We start from the raw sequence: 21,092 nt of genomic DNA on the forward strand, positions 1-21,092 counted from the left end.
TGCGGGTCTGCTTGCGCTTACCTGCGTACTCGGCGTCGGCGAAGGTCATCTGCTTCATGGAAAAACTCGGCTGGCGGGATCAGCGTATTTCAACAGATTCGGGAAGTCTTTTTCAGACCATCCTTAGGTCAATGCCTGTATATGAGTGAATAGGCTAGGCGGCTGAGAATGTACGAGACGTTTCCAGCGTTCCTTGTTAGCTGTATATGCCTCCCTCACAACCAACTCCAAGAAACCCCCGTATACACCCCAAACCCTTCCCCAGGCGTGGAGCGCGCTATATCCGCGCCGTTGTCGTTATAGCCCGGCGTCACGGTGGCGGCGTAGCGTTTGTCGGTGAGGTTGCGCAGGTCGAGCCAGGCTTGCCAGTCGTCTTTTGGCGAGGCGTAGCCGAGGGTGGCGCCGAAGGTGGCGTAGGCGTCGGCGTAGTAGGAGTTGGCGTAGTCCACGGCGACCTTCGAGGCGTACTGGGTATTCACGCCAGCGTAGAAGCCGCTCGGGTGGTCGTAGCGGACTTCGGCTTGGTAGTAGTGGCGCGGCAGGCCGGGCAGGCGGTTGTCGCCGAAGGCGTCGTCATCCCGGTAGTGGAAGTCGCTGAAGGTGTAGGCCTGGCGCAGGCTCAGGGCGCCCGCCGCGCCGCCTTGCCACAGCGGGCTGCTCAGGCCGACTTCGATGCCCTGGTGCACGGTGGGGCTGGCGTTGGATTCGGCGAAGACGTTGGGCTCGATTTCGACGGTGAGCAGTTCGTGGCGTACCTGCGAGTAGTAGTAGGTCAGCTCCCACTGGCCCAATGCGGAATCACCGCGTCCGCCGACCTCGAAGGTGGTGGCGGTTTGGTTGTCCAGCGAGATTGGCGCCCGCTGGCGGTTGCTAGAGGGCAGATTGCTGTCCGGGAAGCGCAGCGGCGAGCTCCAGAGCATCGACCAGGCATGCGGCGGCTCCACCGAGCGGCTGATATTGCCGAATAGCTGTACGTCGGGGGTGAGCTGGTAGCGCAGGCCGAGGCGTGGGGCGTAGTCCCAGGTGTGCTGGCTGAGTGTGTCGTCGGTGGCTGGCTGGGTCACTTGCACTTCGCGGCGGGTGTAGATCAGTGCCAGGCCGCTGGTCAGCCACAGATCCGGGGCCAGTTCGGTGTCGTTGCTGAGGTGCAGCACGTTGTCCGAACCCAGGTGTTCGTAGGCGCGCATCAGGGTGCCGGCTGGGTAACTTGCTGGCGAGCCATTACCGGGTCTAGGTGTCACGGTCAGCGGGCCGTCGGCAGTTTCTCGGGATTGGCTACTGGGCAGGTTGGTCGTCGAGCGAAAACCGATGGTGGTGGTGCTGTCCAGGCCGAACAGGGTATGCCGACGGTTGTAGTTCAAGGTGCCGCTGATATCGCTGTAATCCACTCGTATGCGGTAACCGGTGTTCTGGTAGCGGTTTTCGACGATATCCATGGGGTAGTGGTGGTAGGCCAGGCCGGCCACCAGGGTGGAGTCGTCGTCGATTTGCCAGGTGGTCTTGTTGGCCAGCCAGGTGCTGCCGGGTTGGTCGCGGTGGGCATCGATGCTCAGGTTGCTGCTGGCGGCGGTGCGTGGGTCATGCTCGATCTGTGCCTTGCTCAGGCGGCCGGGCGTTTCGTGCTCGGTTTCGCGGTAGCGCAGGTAAAAGCGCGTTTCCAGGGTGTCGTTGAGGCGATAGCCGAAGTTGGCGGCGATGCCTTTGCCCTGGCCCGATGAGTGATCCTGATAGCCGTCGGTTTCACTGTCGGTGAGGGCGAGGTAGTAGTCAAAATCGCCCAGCACCTGACCGGAGGCGATGTTGCGCTTCTGGTAGCCATGGCTGCCGACTTCATAGCGCAGTTGCAGCTTGGGCGCGGTGTAGCCGGTGTGGCTGATGTAGTCGATGGCGCCGCCCAGGGCCAGCGAACCACGTGTGAGGCCATTGGCGCCACGCAGCACCTCGGCGCGACTTATCCACAAGGGTTCCAGCAATTCGTAGGGCGTGCCGCCAGAACCCGTCAGCGGCAGGCCGTCGAGCAGGATATGGGTGCCGGAGGCGTGCGAGCCGGGGCCTCGGTTGATGCCTGAGCCACGCACGCTGATCTTCACCCCTTCGTTGCCGGGCGATTGGGCATAGACGCCGGGCTGGTAGGCCAGCACATCGGCAACGCCGCCCACGCGCCCCTGCTCGACCTTGGCCATGTCCACCAGGTTGCTGGCGCCGGGTACCTGTGCGAGGTCTTCGCGCGCGGCTTGTGCCTCGCTGGGCTGCATGTCATCGATGTGCAGGGCGTCGAGCTGCAAGGGTTGTGCGGCGAGGGCGATGTGGCTGGTGACGCAGGCGAGAGTCAGCAGGCTCAGACGAGCGGTAGACGGCAGAGGCGGCATGCAGGGGTCCGTTGAACAGGCGCAGAGTGTGTCTGATGACGATGGCGAGGGATGGGTCACGCTGGCGCGAAGGCTGGGTGGGCGCGGTGCTAGGCTTCCTGGCGCGACGCCAGCCACTCGATCAGCCGTGCAGGGGGCATCGGCTTGGCCAGGTGGTAACCCTGCATTTCGTCACAACCGAGGCTGGCCAGCAGGGCTTGCAGTTCAGCCGTTTCCACGCCTTCGGCCACCACGTGGTAGCCAAGCTGTTTGGCCAGTTGGGCGATTGCCTGCACGACGCTCAGGGTGCGGCTGTCGTGGAGCAGGTTGGCGGTCAGTGAGCGGTCGAGCTTCAGGCAATTGGCTGGCAAGTCGCGCAGGTAGATCCAGTTGCTGTAGCCGGTGCCAAAGTCGTCGATGGCCAGCCCTACGCCGAGTTCACGCAGGCGCAGCAAATTACGTCGGGCGTCTTCGGGGCGCGTCATCAGGGCGCTTTCGGTGAATTCCAGTTCGATGGCTGCAGCGGGCAGCGAATGCGTTTGCAGCAGGTCGATAAGCTGATCGACGAACTGGTCGTCCTCCACATCCGCCGCACAGAGGTTGAAGGAGACTTTCCAGGCGCGGCCTTGCTGCCACCAGAGCGCGGCTTGCGCGATAACGTGGCGAGCGACCCAGAGGCTTAGCGGGCGCATCAGGGCGGTTTTCTCCGCCAGCGGGATAAATTCTGCCGGGCTCACCGCGCCCAGTGTGGGGTGCCGCCAGCGCAGCAGGGCTTCGGCACCAGTAATCTGACCGTTGGCCAGTTTGGCCTTGGGTTGGTATTCGAGGTGGAGCTGGTTCTCGCTGTGCACCGCTGTACTGAGGGCGGTGAGCAGGAGAAAGGCACGCTGCTGCGTGGCATCGAGAAGCGGGTCGTACTGGTTCCAGCTCTCGCCATGCTCGCGGGCGTGGTCGGCACTGCTGACCAGCAGGCGCAGCCAGTCATCGTTGCTGTCGTCGGCCTTCAGGTGAAAAACCCCAAGCCCTGGCGAGATCTGAATAGGGATACCGTCGCAGTCGATTGGATGTTCGAACTGGCGAGCCACTGCCGCCGCCAATTGCTCGATATCGGTCTGCGCGGGCAGGATCAGGCCGAAGCGGGTCAGACTGATCTTGTACATCGGGACATCGTGCAGCGCTTCCAGGCGTTGCTTGATGCCTTGCAACAGTTGGTTGGAGAAGGGGTAACCGAGCACCTTGACGATACGATTGAGAAAACTCGGTGCCACCACATCGGCAGCGACGACCAGGGTGTTCTGCTGGCGTTGCCGATGGGCCTGTACGTCCTGCTCGAAACGCAGGCGATTGAGCAGTCCGCTCGCGGCGTCGATGTAGTTGCTATGACGCAGCTCCTCGATGCGCGTCATAACCATCGCCGCGAAACTTTTCAGCATGGCCCGTTCTGACTCGGACATGGGCGGGCGAGGTCGGGTATCGATCACGCACAAACTGCCGAGCGCCAGCCCGCTCTGTGTCACCAGTGGGAAGCCGGCGTAATAGCGGATGCCGGGCTCGCCGGTAACCAGCGGATTGTCCTTGAAGCACTTATCGAGGGTGGCATCGCAGATCTCGAAGAGATCCTGGCCGAGGATGGCGAAGGCGCAAAAAGAGTCCCCTCGTGGTGTCTCACTGGCCTTCAGGCCAGTCCGTGCCCAGAACCACTGGCGGTTGTCGTCGACAATGGAGATCAGCGCGATGGGCAGATTGAAATAACGGGCGCTCAACGAGACCACTTGCTCGAAGATCGGATCTTCGATGCCCTCGAAGCAACGCAGTCGATACACGAGTGCCTGACGTTCCGACTCGTTGAGCGCAGAGGGGGGCAGAATACGCACGGTGTGGCCTGCTCAATGATGATAACGACGTGACATCATCACGGATGGCGTATGAGGCGACAAGCCTTCTAGTCGCCTCAAACGATATAGCGCATAACGCCGAGGATGCCGCGTGCGATCAGCGTACTAGACAGGCGGCGTGATAACGCTTGGCGACGCTCACAAGCGCCTCACTGTTGGTAGTTCAGTGGCCGCTTCGACGACTCCGGTAGCGCCATGCCGCCGATCAGGGCGATCAGGGCCATAACGATCAGATAGTAAGCCGGTGCCATGCGCTCGCCGCTCTGCTCGATCAGCCAGGTGGCCACCAGCGGCGCGGTGCCGCCGAAGAGGGTGTAGGCCACGTTGTAGGTGAAGGCTGAGGCGGTGTAGCGCACCCGCGTCGGGAACTGCTCGGAGAGCAGCACGGCGGTGACCACGCCGCAGATCACCGCGCCAACAGCCAGCAGCATGGCGCCGAATGCCGAGGGCAGCAGTAGCCCCGAGCTGGCCAGGGAAAACGCCGGATACACCGCGACGATCAATGCCAGGCAGGCGGTCAGAATGGTGCGGCGCCGACCGACCCAGTCCGAGTAACGCCCGACGAATGGGCACAGCAGAGCGGCGAAGACCAGCGCCATCAGGTTGGCCAGCAGGGCGGTGGAACGGCTGGCGCCGCCGACCACCTGCATATAGGTGCTCAGGTAGGTGCTGAACATGTAGAACGACAGGGCTGTGGCCGAGATGAATGCGCCTAGGCAGGCGATGGTCGCGCCATGGTTGCGCAGGGTTTCGCGCAGCGGCGAATGCTCCGGCGCTGGTTCGGCGGCCATGGCCCGGAAGGCGGGCGACTCATCCAGGCGCAGGCGCATGTACAGACCGACCAAGCCCAGCGGTGCGGCGATCAAAAATGGCAGGCGCCAGCCCCAGGCCTTCATCTGCTCGTCGCTGATCAACAAATCGAGGCCGAACACCAGGCCGGCTGCCGAGGCGAAGGCGAGAAAGGTCGACACCGGCACGAAGCTGCCATAGCGCGCCTTGCGCTCGGTAGGTGCGTGTTCCATAACAAAGGCGCAGGCACCTGCATACTCACCCCCAGCGGAGAAACCCTGCAGGCAGCGCGCCAGGGCCAGCAGCAGCGGGGCGAGCAGGTTGATGCTGGCGTAGGTTGGCAGTAGACCGATCAGCGTGGTGCTGGCGGCCATCATCAGCACGGTGATCGACAGCACGCGTTTGCGCCCGATGCGGTCGCCAAGCGTGCCGAAGAAGATCCCGCCCAGTGGGCGCAGGGCGAACGATACGGCGAACACCGCGAAGGTCTGCAAGAGCGCTAGCGTCGGATTGCCTTGCGGAAAGAACAGCCCGGAGATGGTCACGGCAAGAAAGCCATAGACCGCAAAGTCGAACCACTCAACAAAGTTGCCGATGGCCGAGGCGGCTATCACCTTGCGCAAGGTGGCTGGGCTCACCTGCGCACTCGTGTGGATGGCATTCATACGGCGCTCCTGATCCCTGAGTTAGACGGCTTCAGGCAGGTTACGGAGCGCGTGGGCTGGCGAACGCTTTGCAGGCGACGACGACGTTGCTGTGAGCGACCTGGCGGCGGGCTGCGCCTCGCACTGGCCGTTGGTTCAGGCCGTAGTGCGGGGCGAGGGTGGCAATCCGGGTTAGCTGTATTGCGGCTGCTTCGAGGCGATGCGCGTCTGATTGCGCCCCGAGCTCTTGGCCTGGTAGAGCTGTTCGTCTGCCAGCTTGAAGAGTTGCTTGAAGCTGTTGCCGTGCTCGGGCCAAAGGGCGATACCGATAGACAGGGTGATCGTACCGATGCCTTCAATCGGCGTGTTTGCCACCTGCTCGCGTAAGCGCTCGGCGACCTGCTGCGCGGTTTCGACGCTGGCATTGGGCAGGAGCATGGCGAACTCTTCGCCGCCCATGCGGCAGAGCAGGTCGCCACTGCGCGAGTTGTCACGCATGAGTGAGGCCAGCCAGATCAGCACCCGGTCACCGGCATCGTGGCCGAAGGTGTCGTTGATACGCTTGAAGTGATCGATGTCCAGCATCAGCAGGGCGAATGGACGCTCTTCGGTTTCCCATAGCGTCAGTGCCTGTTCCAGGCCACGGCGGTTGTACAGGGCCGTCATCGGGTCGGTCTGTACGTCCTGGTGCAGCTTGCCGATGCGTTCGTGCAGCAGATTGACGCCGACCATCAGAGCGCGCTGAATTTCGGCGGACTCCTGATACCAGGTATTGACCGTGCCGATGCGCGCGTCGGACTGCAGTTCGCCCATCTTGCTGGCGCCTTGAGCCAGCTCATGCAGGGGGCGGGTGATGATCTTCGAGTACCACAGGATCAGGAGCAGAGCGATCAATGCCAGCGGCACGGTGTTGATGATCACATCGCGCATTTGATACTTCAGGCCCTTCAACGAGCTCTCCGTGGGCTTCTGCGCGACGACTTCCCATTCGGCCATGGGCACCTGAGCGAAGCCGCTGAGCATATCCAGGCCGTCTTCATCGGTAAGGCGCCTGGAGCCGTTTTGGTTGCCGGACAGGCCGTCGTTGAAGGTGCTGCCGATACGCTCTTGCTGGGGATGAAAGAGCAGGCGTTCGCTTTTGTCGACAACGTAGACCTGTGATCCGTCGCGGTAGTAATGATCGGCCAGTAGTTTGTTGAGAATGCTGGGTTCCTTGAGGTAGATACTGCCCCCCACGTAACCCAGGTATTGGCCGTTCTGATCGACGATCGGTTGCGAAATGAAGATCAGCAGTCGGTTGGTGCTCGACACGTAGGGTTTGGAGATTAGCGGGCGTTTTTCCTGCAACGCTTGCAGCGCGCCCTGGGTTTTCAGGTGCTTGCCACGAATGCTCAGGGCCTCGGGCGAGGTCGCCCGCACGACGCCTTGCGCGTCGACGATGACCACGGAGTTGAAGCTCTCTGTTTGCAGGCGCAGGCGGTTGCTCTCATTGAGCAGTTCGTCGTAATTGTCGAACTTGCGTGCGATTTGCTCGGCGTTATAGGCCAGTTGCTGTTGCGCGACGCGTAAATAGATATCGATGCTGGAGGCAAGCTTGGCCGCATAAGCCTGGTTGGCTTCCAGCGTGGTATCGATCAGCGTTTGCTTCTGTACGCGGTAACTGGCGTAGAAGCTGTTGGCCAGGGTGATCAGGTAAATGAATGACGCAAGGATGACAATGAGGCTGCGCAAGTTCCATTGCAGCCCGGATAGGTAGCGTATGGCCACGGGCATGTCCTATTCAGCGATTTAGACGTCGCGCAACTGTGCCACGTTGAGTGTGTAAAGTGTTGAATTTACAGCGGTGGATATTTGACGGGGCGCCAGATTTTTCAGCGCGCCAGCGGCAGAGCCACGCCGATCAACACGAAGAGCACGCCGCAACTGCGCTTGAAGGTGCGGCCGCCGCGCTGCAGCCATGGGCGTACGCGCACGGCGGTCAGCGCCAGCAGCCGAGATTGGCGTCAGCGATGCCAGCCTGGGCAAGCTGTTTCGCCAGCGTTTCGGTAGCACGCCTGGGACGATGCGCCGCCAAGCCAAACCCACGGCGTAGAAGCGGCTTCAGCCGCGACCGCTCCAAACGCTTGGCAAGCCTGCTGGAGGGCGATGGTTTAGTCGGCCTGGGCGGGATACCAGCGCGGCGTATACACCCACTCGCCGCCGTCGGCGCGGGGGAAGCGACGGGTCTGGCTGGAGCCGATGATCACCAGGGTACGCATGTCGACCATCTCCGGCGTCAGCTCGCCGAGGGTGAGGCTGCGCAGCGCTTCGGCGGGGCGGCCGATATCGCGGCCGAGCACCACCAGGGTGTCGGCGGCGCGGTGCTGGCGCAGCAGCTCCAAGGCGCGCCCGAGCTGCCAGGGGCGGGACTTGGAGATCGGGTTGTAGAAGGCCATGGCCAGATCCGCTGCGGCGGCATGTTCCAGGCGCTTCTCGATCACCGCCCAGGGTTTGAGGTTGTCCGATAGGGAGATCAGGCAGAAGTCATGACCCAGTGGCGCGCCGGCCTTGGCGGCGGTGGCCAGGGCGGCGGACACGCCTGGCAGCACTTCCAGTTCGACGCCGTGCCAGGCTTCGTTCTGCGGGCTTTCCAGCGCCTCCATCACGGCGGCGGCCATGGCGAACACGCCAGGATCGCCGGAGGAGATCATCACCACCCGCCGACCGCTGGCCGCCAGTTCGAAGGCATGGGCAGCGCGCTGCAACTCCTCGCGGTTGTCGCTGGGGTGCAGGCACTGGTCGGCGCGCAGCGGCCCGGCCATCTTCACGTAGGTGTCGTAGCCGAGCAGGTCTTCGGCTTCATCGAGGGCGCGGCGCACGGCGGGGGTCATGTGTTCGGCGGCGCCTGGGCCGAGGCCGACCACGCTGAGGCGGCCACGGCGTTGGCCGAGACGCTCGATATCCAGCGGCTGCTCGCCCAGCAGCAGGCGCAGGCCGTCGCCTGCCTGCTGCTCGGGCGGCAGCTCGGCAGTGCTGTGGATAAAGCGCAGCGGCAGATTCAGCTCACGGGCTGCTGTGTGCAGTTCGGCGTTGGCCATCCAGCTTTTGTCCGCGAGCAGGCAGGCCAGCGCTTGCGGCGCCAGGTTGGCGGCGCTCAGTGCTTGTTGCAGGCGCGCGGGCAGATCGGCGCCGGGGCGTTCGATCAGCACGGCGGCGCTGCGTGGGTGGATCAGCAGTTCATCGGGCTGCGCCGGACGGGCTTGCGCGGTGATGTGGATAACCCGGCTGGCGGCGTTATCCACAGGTAGCTGCGCGTTCTCCAGCCAGGGCGCCTGGCCTTCGATGCGTACGGTTTCGCCGCCGAGCAGGTCGCTGACGAAGCGCTTGCCCTGCTGGATATCGGCTAGCGCATAGCCTGCCGGTGGCTCCAGCAGACAGGTGCCGAAGCGCAGCTCGCCGCTGGTGGTGATGGCGGGCGTGACGCCCAGGTGCGCGGCGATCTCACGGGCCAGGCGGTTGACCCCGGCCAGGCCGCCGAGCAGTGGCACCACGGCGCTGCCGTCTTCGGCCAGGGCCAGTACCGGCGGCTCGGCGCCTTTCTCCGCCAGCAGCGCCGCGAGGCTGCGGATGACGATACCGGCGGCGCACAGCACCACCAGCGGCTGACCGGCGCGATAGAGGGCGCGCAGGTGTTCGCCGAACTCATCGTAGTGACGCTCGGCGCCATCGGCACGCCCGCGCAGGCCGTGGATCACAGCCTGTGGATAAAGCGCCTGGAGGCGTTGTGCAGTGGCCAGCGCGCTGGCGCCGAGGATGACGATGTTCATGCGGCAAATCCTGTAGCCCGGATGCAATCCGGGGATGGGGCGTGATCCGTGGGAGGCGCTTCAGCGGCGACTGTCGCGGCTGAAGCCCCTCCCACAATGAGACGGGTAGGGCGGGTGCAACCCGCCAGTTCGCTGTCGGCGGGTTGCACCCGCCCTACGGGATTAGCCCCGCCACTTCTGGCCGGGCACCAGAATCATGGAGAAATACGGCGAATCCATCGGCTCCACTTCGTCCAACGGCACGATCTTCTGGCTGGCCATGGTCGCGCGTTCGACGTAATGGGCGCGCTCGTCCAGGCCGAGCTTGCGCAGCACGCGGCGCACCTTGTCGAAGTTGCGTCCGAGCTTCATCACCACCGCCGCTTCGGCGTCGCGCAGGCGCTGTTCCAGCTCGTCTTCCGGCAGTACGCCGGAGAGCACGCTCAAGGATTGGTTGCGATACACCAGCGGCGTGCCGAGCACCGAGGCGCAGCCGAGCATCGAGCACACGCCAGGCACCACGTCCACCTCGTAGCGCTCGGCCAGGCGGTCGTGCAGGTACATGTAGGAGCCATAGAAGAACGGGTCGCCCTCGCAGATCACCGCCACGTCCTGGCCTGCGTCCAGTAACTGGGCGATCTGCTCGGCGCAGGTGTCGTAGAAGTCGGCAATCACATCCTCGTAGCTCAGTGGCGCGGCGAGCTTCTCGGTGGTCACCGGGTAGACCAGCGGCAGGCGCTGTTGGGTGTCCTCCAGGTGCTGCTCGATGATGCCAAAGGCGTTACCACCGTGCCCGGCGTTGTGTTTCGCCTTGGCCACGAAGTAGGCCACCACCGGCGCGCCTTTGAGCAGGCGCAGGGCCTTGAGGGTGAGCAGCTCGGGGTCGCCGGGGCCGACGCCCAGGCCAAGCAGACGACCGGCCATCATTCCACCTCCGAGGCCAGCGCGTTGACCGCGGCCACCGCCATGGCGCTGCCGCCGCGACGGCCCCGCACGATCACGTAGGGCACGCCACGGCTGTCGGCGGCCAACGCATCTTTCGATTCCGCCGCGCCGATAAAGCCCACCGGCATGCCGATGATCAGCGCCGGTTTTGGCGCCCCGGCGTCGAGCATTTCCAGCAGGTAGAACAGCGCGGTGGGGGCGTTGCCGATGACCACCACGCTGCCTTCGAGATGTTCGCGCCAGTGCTCCAGGGCCACCGCCGAGCGGGTGTTGCCGACCTCACGGGCCAGCTCCGGCACACCGGCATCGTGCAGGGTGCAGATCACCTGGTTGCCTGCCGGCAGGCGCGGGCGGGTGATGCCCTCGGCAACCATGCGCGCGTCGCAGAGGATCGGCGCCCCGGCCAGCAGCGCGGCGCGGCCAGCGGTGCCAGCGCCGGGTGAGAAGCGTAGATCCTCGACCACATCGACCATGCCGCAGGCGTGGATCACCCGCACGGCGAGTTTTTCCAGGTCGGCGGGAATGCTGTCGAGATTGGCCTCGGCGCGAATGGTGGCGAAGGAGCGGCGGTAGATTTCCTGGCCGTCGCGGATGTAATCAAGCATCGGGTTGTCCTGCGCGAAGGTGGTCGGCGAACCAGGCGCCGACCTCGTCGATGGTCATGGAGGGCACCAGCAGTTGACCGAAACCGGTCGCCTCGGTGGTGCGTCGATAGAGTTGGTAGTGCTCGGGCGAGCAGGCCAGCAGGGTGTAGGGCTGCACGCGGGCGCTGGCACAACTGCGCGGGCAGGCGCTGAGGTGCACCTGCGGGCGGGCGCCGTTTGTGCGCAGCAGCTCGGCCAGGTGCAGGGCGTGCTGCTTGCTGTCGGCCAGGCCGCGCGCGCAGGCCGCTGAGCCAGTGCAGGCGACCAGGCCGAGCAGCGGCTCGGCGGTTTGATTGATCACACCCAGTTCGCTCAGCGCTGTCATCAGCGCCTGGGCGTTGTTCACGGGCACGTTGCCCAGCAACAGACCTTGCCAGGGCGTCAGGCGCAGTTCGCCGTCGCCATAGTGTTCGCTCAGCTCAGCCAGGGCGAGCAGTTGTTCGGCTTGCAGGCGGCCGAGCTGGGCGCCGGCCACCACCATGCACAGGTCAGGTTGCGCCTGTGGATAAATGCCGGCCGGTGGGCGCACGAGTGCAGCACTGGGCTGCCAATGGCGTGGTGCCGGTTGCAGCGGGAAGTCCAGGCGCGCCTGCAGGCGTTGCAGCAGCTCGCTGGCCGGAATCTGCGCCAGCAACTGGCGCATGCGCCTTTGTTCGGGCGTGGCCAGGTCGAGGAACAGCAGCAGAAGTTCGCGCACCAGTTCGAGCGCTTGTGCTGCTGCGATGCGCGCCAATGGCGCGTCAGTCGGGCAGCCAGCCAGGCCCAGCAGCAAGTGCTGATCATCTTCGGCGGCCAGCCACAGGTCGTGTGGGTGTTCGCGCATGGCCAGGGCTTCGCCGCCGTCCAGTTGCAGGGCGAACTTGGGCGACAGCACGTGCAGCGCCGGGGTGTCCTGCAGCAGGTCGAGCAACTGGCTGGCCAGCGGGCGTACGTCCATCCGCGCCTGCGGGTCGAGGCCGACGGCGGGGCTGAGCATCAGGTTACGCACATCGTCGGCGGCGGCCACCCGTGGGCCGAGATTGGCAGCGAGCAGGGCATCGATCAGCGCGCTTTCCTGGCCGGGCAATACGCCGCGAATCTGCAGGTTGCTGCGGTTGGTCAGCTCCAGCACGCCGCTGGCGCAGCGTTGCGCCGCCTCGGCAATCGTCCGCGCCTGGGCACTGCGCAGCACGCCGCCAGGCAGCTTGACCCGGCAGATGCCGCCGTCCAGCGCAGGCACGATGCGCAGCAGACCGGGGCAGGCAGAAGGGCGGACGGATGTGGGCAAAGGATCACCTGTGGATAACGACGCGGCGACCGAACCAGCGAAACCCCTCAAGAGGATTTCATGGCATCGGTACACCCCGCCCGATGTGGGTACTCGCGACCAGCGTTCGTCGGCAGGTCTCCTGGCTGACAGGTCTTCGTCCGCCGCGCCTTCCCGGTTGCCCAGTGGCCGATTGCATAGGACTCGCTGCTTACAGTTGCGGGGGCAGCCACGGTTTGACCGTGTTCCCTCTTCGATCCTGTCTACGATCTGCTGCGCGTCGGCCCTGCCGCGTTAAAAGCAGACTCGGAATGCTCATGTGCTACAGCACACTCCGCTTCCTCGCCTGCTTTTGCCTTGCATGGCTCTAGCTCGCGAGATCGTAAACAGACTCGTAGGCCCGATTCATGGGGCGCCGACGAAGGCGCTATTATGCCCGCTTTGCCCGGCGCCGCGACACGCGCCCTGTCGGCTACTTGTGAGGAAGGTGGATGAAACCCTGGTTGACCCTGGTGGGCATCGGCGAAGACGGCTATCCCGGTCTGGGCAAGGCCGCGCGCCGTGCACTGCTGGCGGCTACACGCATCGTCGGTGCGCCACGGCAACTGGCCTTACTGCCGCCATGCATCGCGGGTGAGCGGCAAACCTGGCCGAGCCCCTTCGACCTTGTGCCACTGCTGGCTCGACGCGGCGAGGCGGTGTGCGTGCTGGCCAGCGGCGATCCGATGTTCTACGGCGTCGGCGCCAGCCTGGCGCGCCAGGTGCCTGCCGACGAGTTGCAGGTGCTGCCGGCGCCGTCTTCGGTGTCGCTGGCGGCGGCACGTTTGGGCTGGCCGTTGCAGGAGGCGCAGGTGGTCTCCTTGGTCGGTCGGCCGCTGGCCACGCTCAACGGCAAATTGTTCCCCGGCGTGCGCCTGCTGCTGTTGAGCGCCGATGGCGACACGCCTGCGCAGGTCGCCGAAGCTCTGCGTACGCGTGGCTTCGGCGCCAGCCGCCTGACTTTGTTGGAACACCTTGGCGGCCCTGAGGAGCGCCGCCTCGATGCTCTGGCCGCAAGCTGGAACCTGCCACGCGCCGCCGACCTCAACCTGCTGGCCATCGAATGCCTGGCCGATGCCGGGGCGCAAGTGCTGCCACCGACCTGTGGCCTGCCCGACGACGCCTATCGTCACGACGGGCAACTGACCAAGCGTGACGTACGCGCCGTCACCCTGGCGCGCCTGGCGCCGTTGCCCGGCGAGCTGCTGTGGGATGTCGGCGCCGGTTGTGGCTCCATCGGCATCGAATGGATGCGCGCGCACCCGGCCTGCCGCGCCATCGCCATTGAGGCCAACGAGGGGCGCCAGGATCATATCCGCCACAACCGCGACGCCCTCGGTGTACCCGCGCTGCAACTGGTCGCCGGGCATGCGCCCGAGGCGCTGGCGGGGTTGCCCGCGCCGGATGCCATCTTTATCGGCGGCGGCGTCACCGTGCCCGGCGTGCTGGATGATTGCTGGGCCGCGCTCAAGCCGGGCGGGCGCCTGCTGGCCAATGCCGTGACCATTCAGAGCGAGGCGGCGCTGGTGAATTTCCGTGAGCAGCACGGCGGCGATTTGCTGCGTCTGACCGTGGCCCAGGCACAGCCGCTGGGCGGTTTCGACACCTGGCGCGCGGCGCTGCCGATCACCCTGCTGACGGTGCGCAAGCCGTGAGTGCGCGCATCCTGCTGCTCGGCGGCACCACCGAGGCGCTGCGTCTGGCCCGTCGGCTGGGGCCGGAGACGATGTACAGCCTGGCTGGCCTGGGCCGCGTGCCGGATGACCTGGCCTGTCGCGTGCGCGTCGGTGGTTTTGGCGGCGCCGAAGGCCTGGCGGCGTTCATGGTCGCCGAGAGCATCGAATTGCTGCTGGATCTGACCCACCCCTACGCCGCGCAGATCAGCCATAACGCTGCCCGCGCCGCCGAAATCGCCTGCGTGCCCTGCTGGGCGCTGCGTCGCCCTGGCTGGCAGCCCGGCCCTGGTGACGACTGGCGCGAGGTGGACGGCTGGGATGAGCTGACCCGCGCATTGGCGCCGTTCAGCAGGCCGTTCTTCACCTCCGGGCGCGAGCCGCTGGCGCATCTGCACGAGATTCCTGAGCACCAGCACTGGACGGTGCGCTGCCTGCAGGCCGAACCGGCGCCGCCACGTGCCGAGATCATTGGCGCGCGCGGGCCGTTCTCTCTGGATGAGGAGCGCGCGCTGTTCGCCCGCATTGGCTGTGACGTGCTGGTGAGCAAGAACAGCGGCAGCGCCTCCACCGAGCCGAAGTTGCAGGTGGCGCGGGAGCTTGGGTTGCCGGTGTTGTTGCTGCGCCGCCCGGCGCTGCCGACAGTGACGCGTGAGTTCGCGGAGTTGGCCGCACTCTGCGAGGCGCTGCCCCTGTAGGGCGGGTGAAACCCGCCAATGCCGATCTGGCGGGTTGCTCCCGCCCTACGGTGCTTTATCAATCCACCGCCTTGGTGGACGTGAAAAGCGACGTCCACCCTACACGCGCTGCTAGACTGCCGCCCCGTTTTGGAGACTGTCATGAGCCAAGCCCCCTACGCGCGCATTCTGTTTATCGGCCCCGGCCTGGGGCGTGGTGCATCGTCCGAGCGTCTGCAGCAGCGTATCGAAGCGCTGCTGGGTGAGGCGCATCTGCATGACACCGAGCAGGATGGTTTCTGGCAGGCCATCGATGAAGCTCCACGCCCGCTGCTGGTGGTCGACCTGGAGCCGCGCGCCGATGCTGCGCACCGCGACTGGCTGCGTGAGCGCATCGCCGAACGCGGTAACGGGAGCGAGGTATTCGTGGTTTGTAGCGCCATGGAAGATGCCTGGCTCGATGGCCTGGGCGTGTTGCTCGAACGCCGCGAAGCGCATCTTTCCTGCAGCGACGTGCCGCCCGTGCCGGAGCACCACGCCTGGTCGCAGATTCCGCCGCATGCTCAGCGCCTGCTGCTGTGCAACGGCCCGCGTTGCACGCGCAAGGGCGCGCTGGGCTTGTGGAAAACCCTGCGCCAGCGGCTCAAGGCGGCGGGCAAGCTGGAGTGCGAGGGCGGCGTGCATATCACCCGCAGCCAGTGCCAGTTCCCCTGCGATCTGGGCCCGACCGCGAGCCTTTATCCACAGGGCGAGTGGTATGGAGTCAAGGATGAAGCAGCGGTGATTCGCCTGGTCGATGAGCGTCTGGTGGCGGGTAGGGCAGTGCCGGAGTTGCGGATCGATGGGCCGGGTGGCAACTAGCCGCCATGGTGGACAAGCTGCGCGTTGTCCACCCTACGTCTGAGTCCAACCCACAGTCGGCCCCGCGCCTTGACTTGAGCGGGTGCGGGTGGTCATATCCGCCCCGCTTCAGGTGTCTTGCGCCGCCGTGCGCAAGGTGAAACGGGAAGTCGGTTGAAGTCCGACGCTGCCCCCGCAACGGTAAGCGAGCGACCGCATCGATACGCCACTGTGCGCCACGCGCATGGGAAGGCGATGCGGTCATGACCCTCGCAAGCCCGGAGACCGGCCTGGAGTCGTTTGTGTCTGGCAACCCGCGGTGGGCGGGCGTTGACTCCAGTAGGGCGCTTCGCGCTCCTGTCTGCTGTTGCGCATTTCCATCGGATTGCCGTGCCTTTTCCCTGACGATGGAACACTCATGGCGCGCCATTTCCGCTTCACTCAACCGTTTTCGGCTGCTATAGCAGCACCGTCCGTACGCCTGCAAGACAGGCTGCGAAGATCAATAATGTTATGTTATAACACTTGCGTTTCATTCATCGATTCTCCGCGCAACAACGGAAGCTCTACCGTGCGAAACCCCGCTCTGCATTGCACCTGGCCGCTGGCCCTGCTATTCAGCAGCCTGGCCCTGGCTGATGGCGCTGTCGATCTGCCCGCGCTCGATGTGCAGGCACAGGCCGCCGAGGAGGGCGAGAGCGATTTGCGCACGCCCACCAGTAGCGGCTCGCGGCTGGAGCTTTCGGCCCTGCAAACCCCGGCCAGTACCAGCAGCCTGAGCGGCGCCGAGGTGCGCGGGCGCAACAACCGCAGTGTGCAGGACGCGGTCACGCGCACGCCCGGTATCACCTTTATCGGCTCGCCCGGCAATGGCGGCACCGCGCTGTCGGCGCGCGGCTTCACCGGCCACTCGGCGACCATGCAGCTCTACGACGGCACTCGCCAGTACGTCGGTGCCGGCACCGTGACCTTCCCGGTGGACACCTGGTCGGTGGCGCGTATCGACGTGCTGCGTGGCCCGGCCTCGGTGCTCTATGGCGAAGGCGCCACCGGCGCGGTGATCAACGTGGTGCCGAAGAAGCCCTTCGCCGGCCCGGTCGAGAATCACCTGCGCCTGGGCTATGGCAGCGACGACCGCCGCCAGGCCGCGCTGGACAGCGGCGGCTCGCTGAGCGACGCGCTGAGCTATCGCTTCAACCTCAACCAGCAGGCCAGCAATGGCTGGGTCGACCGTGGTGATTCCAACAGCCTGGCGCTGAGCGCCGCGCTGCGTTGGGAGGCGAATGACGATCTGAGCTTCACCCTGTTCCACGACCAAGGCGAGCAGAGCCCGGAGCGCTACCTCGGCACGCCGCTGGTCGATGGCAAGTTCCGTGAGAGTCTGCGCGAGCGCAACTACAACGTCGCCAACGCCGATATTCACTACAACGACCAGATCACCCGCCTGGTGACGGATTGGCGCATCAACGACGCGCTGACGGCCAACAACCAGCTCTACTACATCAAGACCCAGCGCTACTGGCGCAACAGCGAGGCCTACCGTTGGCAGCCGGGCGATACGATCGCGCGCAGCGAGTTCTACCGGATCAAACACACCCAGGAGCAGGTCGGCGACCGTCAGACCTTCACCCTAGAGCATCCGCTGTTCGGGCTCGATAGCCGCACAGTGGTGGGCGTGGATTACAACCGCATCCACTTCGCCCGTCAGCATGACTTTGCTAGCGATTCTTTTAATGAATTCAGCGACAGTGTGCCGCTGGCCGGCTCCGGTGGCGGCAACTACCAGAGCAATGAACCGCTTGGTTACCGCCCACGCGAGCGCAACCTGGCCCAGCAATTCTCGCTGTTCGCCGAGAACCGCACTCAGCTCACCGAGCGCTTGTCGCTGGTTACCGGCGTGCGCCGCGATCAGGTGCACCTCGACCGTAGCAATCGGGTCGACGACAGCCGCGTCGACCGCAGCCTCACGGGCGACAACTGGCGTGCCGGGCTGGTCTTCGCCCTGACCCCGGAGCGGTCGCTGTACGGCCAGTACGCCACCAGCACCGAAGGGGTGAACAACCTGCTGACCTTGAACCCGACGCAGCAGCAGTTCGACCTGAGCGAAGCCAAGCAGACCGAGATCGGCCTCAAGCAACTGTTCTGGGACGGGCAGGGCGAGTGGACGCTGGCCGCCTATCATATCGTCAAGAAGAAGCTGCTCAGCCGCGCCACGCCGACTTCGCCCACCGAGCAGATCGGCCAGCAGTCTTCGGATGGCCTGGAGGCCTCGCTGGAACTGGCGCTGGGGCAGGGCTGGCAGGTGTCGGCCAACGCGGCTTTCGTGCGCGCCGAGTACGACGACTTCGTCGAAGGCGGTGGTGATCGCAGCGGCAATCGCCCGGTCGACGTGCCCAAGCGCACGGCCAACCTGTGGCTGAACAAGGATCTCGGCAGTGGCGTGGAGGCCGGCATTGGCGCGCGCTATGTCGATGCGCGTTATGTCGATACGGCCAATACCGAGAAGGTGCCGGGTTACACCGTGATCGATGCGAATATCGCCTGGCAGGTGCTGTCGGACGTGCGCCTGGGCCTGGAGTTGAATAACCTGTTCGACCGCCAGTACGCCACCAGTGCCAGCAGCGATGGCCAACAGTGGTTCCTCGGCGCGCCGCGTTCGCTGTTCGTTACGGCGGATTACAGTTTTTGAAGCGCGCGTGCCTGTGCTGGCGCGCCGCATGTGGAGAGTTCTTGTGTCAGTGAGTAGCGCCTCGGGTTGGTCGTTCAGCCTGTTCTCGCCGCCTGCGAGCCGCCGTACGGCGGCGCCTGAGCCGCGTTTGCGCATTCGCGATCTGGCCTGGTCGCCGGACGGCCAGCGCGCCCTGCTCGACGCCATCGACTTGGAGATCGGCGATGGTGAGCTGCTCGGCCTGATCGGCCCCAACGGCAGTGGCAAGACCAGCCTGCTGCGCTGCGCCTATCGTTTTCAGCGGCCTTGCAGTGGCAGCGTCGAGCTGGGCGGTGAAGCGCTGTGGCAGCGCCCGCCGCGCTGGAGCGCGCAGCGCGTGGCGGTGGTGTTGCAGGAATTCCCGCAGGACTTCGGCCTGCGCGTGCACGAGGTGGCGGCCATGGGGCGTACGCCGCACAAGGGGCTGTTCGACGGCGACGATGGTGAGGATCAGCGTCTGGTCGATGAGGCGCTGGCGCGGGTCGGCCTGAGCGAGCGGGCGCAGCAGGATTTCGCCCATCTGTCCGGCGGCGAGAAGCAGCGCGCCTTGCTCGCCCGCGCCCTGGTGCAGCAGCCGCAACTGCTGATTCTCGACGAGCCGACCAACCACCTCGACCCGCGTTACCAGATCGAGCTGCTGCGGCAGATCAAATCGCTGGGCCTGGCGACCCTGGCCAGCTTCCATGATCTGAACCTGGCGGCGGCCTTCTGCGACCGCCTGTGCGTCATCGACCAGGGCCGCCTGGTGGCCGTCGGCACGCCCGCCGAGGTACTCACTGCCGAGCTGCTGCAACAGGTGTTCGGTGTGCAGGCGCTGGTCGACACCCATCCACTGGCGGGTTATCCGCGCATTACCTGGATAGTCTGATGACTCTGTGCCCTTCGCGGCTGAAGCCGCTCCTACCCATGCTTGTGCTCTCGGTGCTGGTGCTGGCCAGCCCCGCCTGGGCCGTCACCGTCACCAGTTGCGACCGGCAAATCACCATCGACCAGCCGCCGCAACACGCGGTCAGCCATGACGTGAATATGACCGCCATGCTCCTGGCTCTGGGACTCAAGGAGCGCATGGCCGGTTACACCGGCATCAGCGGCTGGAAGACCCTCGATCCGAGCATGCGTAAGCAGCTCGATGGTTTGCCCGAGCTGGCCGCGCGCTACCCGTCGCTGGAAAACCTGCTGGGCGCTGGCACCGATTTCGTCTTTGCCGGCTGGAATTACGGCATGCGTATGGGCGGCGAAGTCACGCCGGCCAGCCTGGCGCGCTTTGGCATCCCGGTGTACGAGCTGAGCGAGTCCTGCGCGCATGTGATGCCGGGCCGCGTCGCCAGCCTCGACGATGTCTACACCGACCTGCGCAACCTCGGTCGAATCTTCGCCGTCGAGGATCGCGCCGAGGCGCTGGTGCAGGGCATGCAGGCGCGGGTGGCGGCGGTGCAGGCGCGCCTCGGTGGGCAGCCGACGCGGCCACGCGTGTTCGTCTACGACAGCGGCGAAGACCTGCCTTTCAGCGCCGGGCGCCAGGGCATGCCGCAGCCGCTGATCGAGGCGGCCGGCGGGCGCAATGTGATGGATGGGGTGGCCGGTAGTTGGATCAAGGTGGGCTGGGAGGCGGTGGTCGAGCAAGACCCCGAAGTCATCCTGATCGTCGACTACGGCGAGCGCACGGCGGCGCAGAAGCGCGACTTCCTGCTGCAGCACCCGGCGCTGCAGGGCGTCACCGCGATCCGTGACAAGCGCTTCGTGGTGCTGCCGTATCTGGCGGTGACGCCAAGCCTGGACAACGCCGCCGCCATCGAAACCCTGGCCGCCGCGCTGCACCCCGAGGCCTTCGCCCGGTGAGTCGCTATCGCCTGCTGTTGCTCGGGCTGGCTGTGCTGCTGGCGCTGTCCTGCGCCTGGTCGCTGGCCTTTGGTGCGGCGCAGGTGCCGCTTGAGCGCGTGGTGGCGATCCTCGGCCAGCACCTGTTCGGCATCGCGTCCGAGGTGCCGGTCAACAGCGGCCAAGACAGTATCGTCTGGCAACTGCGTGCACCACGGGTGCTGCTCGGTGCGCTGGTCGGCGCGGGGCTGGCGCTGGTGGGCACGGTGCTGCAGGCGGTGACGCGTAACCCGCTGGCCGACCCTCATCTGCTCGGCGTCAGCTCCGGTGCGGCCTTCGGTGCGGTGATCGTGGTGCTCTACCTGGGCGAATTTGCCGGCTTGCTCAGCCTGCCGCTGGCGGCCTTCGTCGGCGCGCTGGCGAGCATGCTGCTGGTGCTGGCCATCGCCAGCCGGGGCGGGCGCCTGGAGAGCGACCGCCTGCTGCTGGCCGGGGTGGCGGTGTCTTTCGTGATGATGGCGGCCAGCAACCTGCTGCTGTACCTGGGCAACCCGCATGCGGCCAGCTCGGTGTTGTTCTGGATGCTCGGCGGCCTTGGCCTGGCGCGCTGGGAGCTGCTCTGGCTGCCGGCGGTTTGTCTGGCTCTGGCCATGATCGTGCTGCTCGGCCTGGGCCGCGCGCTCAACGCGCTGATGGCCGGCGAGCAAAGTGCGGTGAGCCTCGGTCTGGAGCCGCGCCGGGTGCGCCTGCTGGTGTTCGTGGTGGCGTCCCTGCTCACCGGCGTGCTGGTGTCGCTGTCTGGCGCCATCGGCTTTGTCGGCCTGATGCTGCCGCACGTGGCGCGCTTTCTGGTCGGCGCCGAGCATCGCCGCGTGCTGCCGGTGGCGGCGCTGCTGGGGGCGCTGTTCCTGGTCTGGGTCGATGTTGCGGCGCGCACCTGGCTGGCGCCGCAGGATCTGCCCATCGGCATCGTTACCGCTGCCATCGGCGGGGTGTTTTTCGTCGCGCTGCTGCGGCGTCGGTAGCGGGCAAGCGCTGTCGG

Annotated in this window: 15 protein-coding genes, 1 pseudogene and 2 riboswitches; of the genes and pseudogenes, 7 read left to right on the forward strand and 9 right to left on the reverse strand. The window is 65.7% G+C overall.

The window, feature by feature from the left end; all coding sequences use genetic code 11:
* Positions 1–215: 215 nt before the first annotated feature.
* From AERO9A_RS09380 to cobG, 9 genes and pseudogenes are all read right to left on the reverse strand, one after another.
* Positions 216–2,369, reverse strand: coding sequence for a TonB-dependent receptor domain-containing protein (locus AERO9A_RS09380; protein ID WP_159971677.1), 2,154 nt, complete (start codon positions 2,367–2,369; stop codon positions 216–218).
* Positions 2,370–2,458: 89 nt separating this feature from the next.
* On the reverse strand, positions 2,459–4,222 hold the full coding sequence (locus tag AERO9A_RS09385; RefSeq protein ID WP_159971678.1) for a sensor domain-containing phosphodiesterase: 1,764 nt from the start codon (positions 4,220–4,222) through the stop codon (positions 2,459–2,461).
* Positions 4,223–4,392: 170 nt separating this feature from the next.
* Positions 4,393–5,697, reverse strand: coding sequence for an MFS transporter (locus AERO9A_RS09390; protein ID WP_159971680.1), 1,305 nt, complete (start codon positions 5,695–5,697; stop codon positions 4,393–4,395).
* 171 nt (positions 5,698–5,868) lie between these two features.
* Positions 5,869–7,443, reverse strand: coding sequence for a sensor domain-containing diguanylate cyclase (locus tag AERO9A_RS09395; RefSeq protein WP_256665896.1), 1,575 nt, complete (start codon positions 7,441–7,443; stop codon positions 5,869–5,871).
* 104 nt (positions 7,444–7,547) lie between these two features.
* Positions 7,548–7,667: pseudogene (locus tag AERO9A_RS09400) on the reverse strand (LysE family translocator); the annotation flags it as partial.
* A gap of 159 nt (positions 7,668–7,826) precedes the next feature.
* On the reverse strand, positions 7,827–9,482 hold the full coding sequence (cobJ, locus tag AERO9A_RS09405; protein WP_159971682.1) for a precorrin-3B C(17)-methyltransferase: 1,656 nt from the start codon (positions 9,480–9,482) through the stop codon (positions 7,827–7,829).
* A 162-nt stretch (positions 9,483–9,644) separates the two neighbouring features.
* Complete coding sequence (locus AERO9A_RS09410) at positions 9,645–10,388, reverse strand: precorrin-2 C(20)-methyltransferase (protein ID WP_178111123.1); 744 nt, start codon at positions 10,386–10,388, stop codon at positions 9,645–9,647.
* Positions 10,385–11,011 (reverse strand): precorrin-8X methylmutase, encoded by a 627-nt coding sequence (locus tag AERO9A_RS09415; protein WP_159971685.1) that lies wholly within the window; start codon positions 11,009–11,011, stop codon positions 10,385–10,387. Before AERO9A_RS09415 ends, AERO9A_RS09410 begins: the two co-directional genes overlap by 4 nt.
* The gene (gene cobG, locus AERO9A_RS09420) at positions 11,004–12,317 is read right to left on the reverse strand and encodes a precorrin-3B synthase (protein ID WP_159971687.1); all 1,314 of its coding nucleotides are present in this window, start codon (positions 12,315–12,317) and stop codon (positions 11,004–11,006) included. The genes AERO9A_RS09415 and cobG overlap by 8 nt, the downstream gene beginning before the upstream one ends.
* Before the next feature lie 93 nt (positions 12,318–12,410).
* A riboswitch (cobalamin riboswitch) is annotated at positions 12,411–12,596 on the reverse strand.
* 191 nt (positions 12,597–12,787) lie between these two features.
* Between cobG and cbiE the strand changes: the two genes are divergently transcribed.
* From cbiE to AERO9A_RS09455, 7 genes are all read left to right on the forward strand, one after another.
* Complete coding sequence (gene cbiE / locus AERO9A_RS09425; protein ID WP_159971688.1) at positions 12,788–13,990, forward strand: precorrin-6y C5,15-methyltransferase (decarboxylating) subunit CbiE; 1,203 nt, start codon at positions 12,788–12,790, stop codon at positions 13,988–13,990.
* Complete coding sequence (locus AERO9A_RS09430) at positions 13,987–14,706, forward strand: cobalt-precorrin-6A reductase (RefSeq protein ID WP_159971690.1); 720 nt, start codon at positions 13,987–13,989, stop codon at positions 14,704–14,706. The genes cbiE and AERO9A_RS09430 overlap by 4 nt, the downstream gene beginning before the upstream one ends.
* 141 nt (positions 14,707–14,847) lie before the next feature.
* Entirely contained in the window at positions 14,848–15,546 is a 699-nt protein-coding gene (locus AERO9A_RS09435; RefSeq protein ID WP_159971691.1) for a ferredoxin, read from the forward strand.
* A 93-nt stretch (positions 15,547–15,639) separates the two neighbouring features.
* Positions 15,640–15,834, forward strand: a riboswitch (cobalamin riboswitch).
* A 262-nt stretch (positions 15,835–16,096) separates the two neighbouring features.
* Positions 16,097–18,214, forward strand: a complete 2,118-nt coding sequence (locus AERO9A_RS09440) for a TonB-dependent siderophore receptor (protein ID WP_159971693.1) — start codon at positions 16,097–16,099, stop codon at positions 18,212–18,214.
* A gap of 43 nt (positions 18,215–18,257) precedes the next feature.
* Positions 18,258–19,100, forward strand: a complete 843-nt coding sequence (locus tag AERO9A_RS09445) for an ABC transporter ATP-binding protein (protein ID WP_256665897.1) — start codon at positions 18,258–18,260, stop codon at positions 19,098–19,100.
* A complete protein-coding gene (locus AERO9A_RS09450; RefSeq protein WP_159971694.1) occupies positions 19,100–20,071 on the forward strand; it encodes an ABC transporter substrate-binding protein in 972 nt (323 codons plus the stop codon). The genes AERO9A_RS09445 and AERO9A_RS09450 overlap by 1 nt, the downstream gene beginning before the upstream one ends.
* Positions 20,068–21,075, forward strand: a complete 1,008-nt coding sequence (locus AERO9A_RS09455; protein ID WP_159971695.1) for an iron ABC transporter permease — start codon at positions 20,068–20,070, stop codon at positions 21,073–21,075. The genes AERO9A_RS09450 and AERO9A_RS09455 overlap by 4 nt, the downstream gene beginning before the upstream one ends.
* Positions 21,076–21,092: the final 17 nt, after the last annotated feature.

It is taken from the genome of Pseudomonas sp. 8Z (genome assembly GCF_902506535.1).
In the GTDB taxonomy this organism is placed as follows: Bacteria; Pseudomonadota; Gammaproteobacteria; order Pseudomonadales; family Pseudomonadaceae; genus Aquipseudomonas.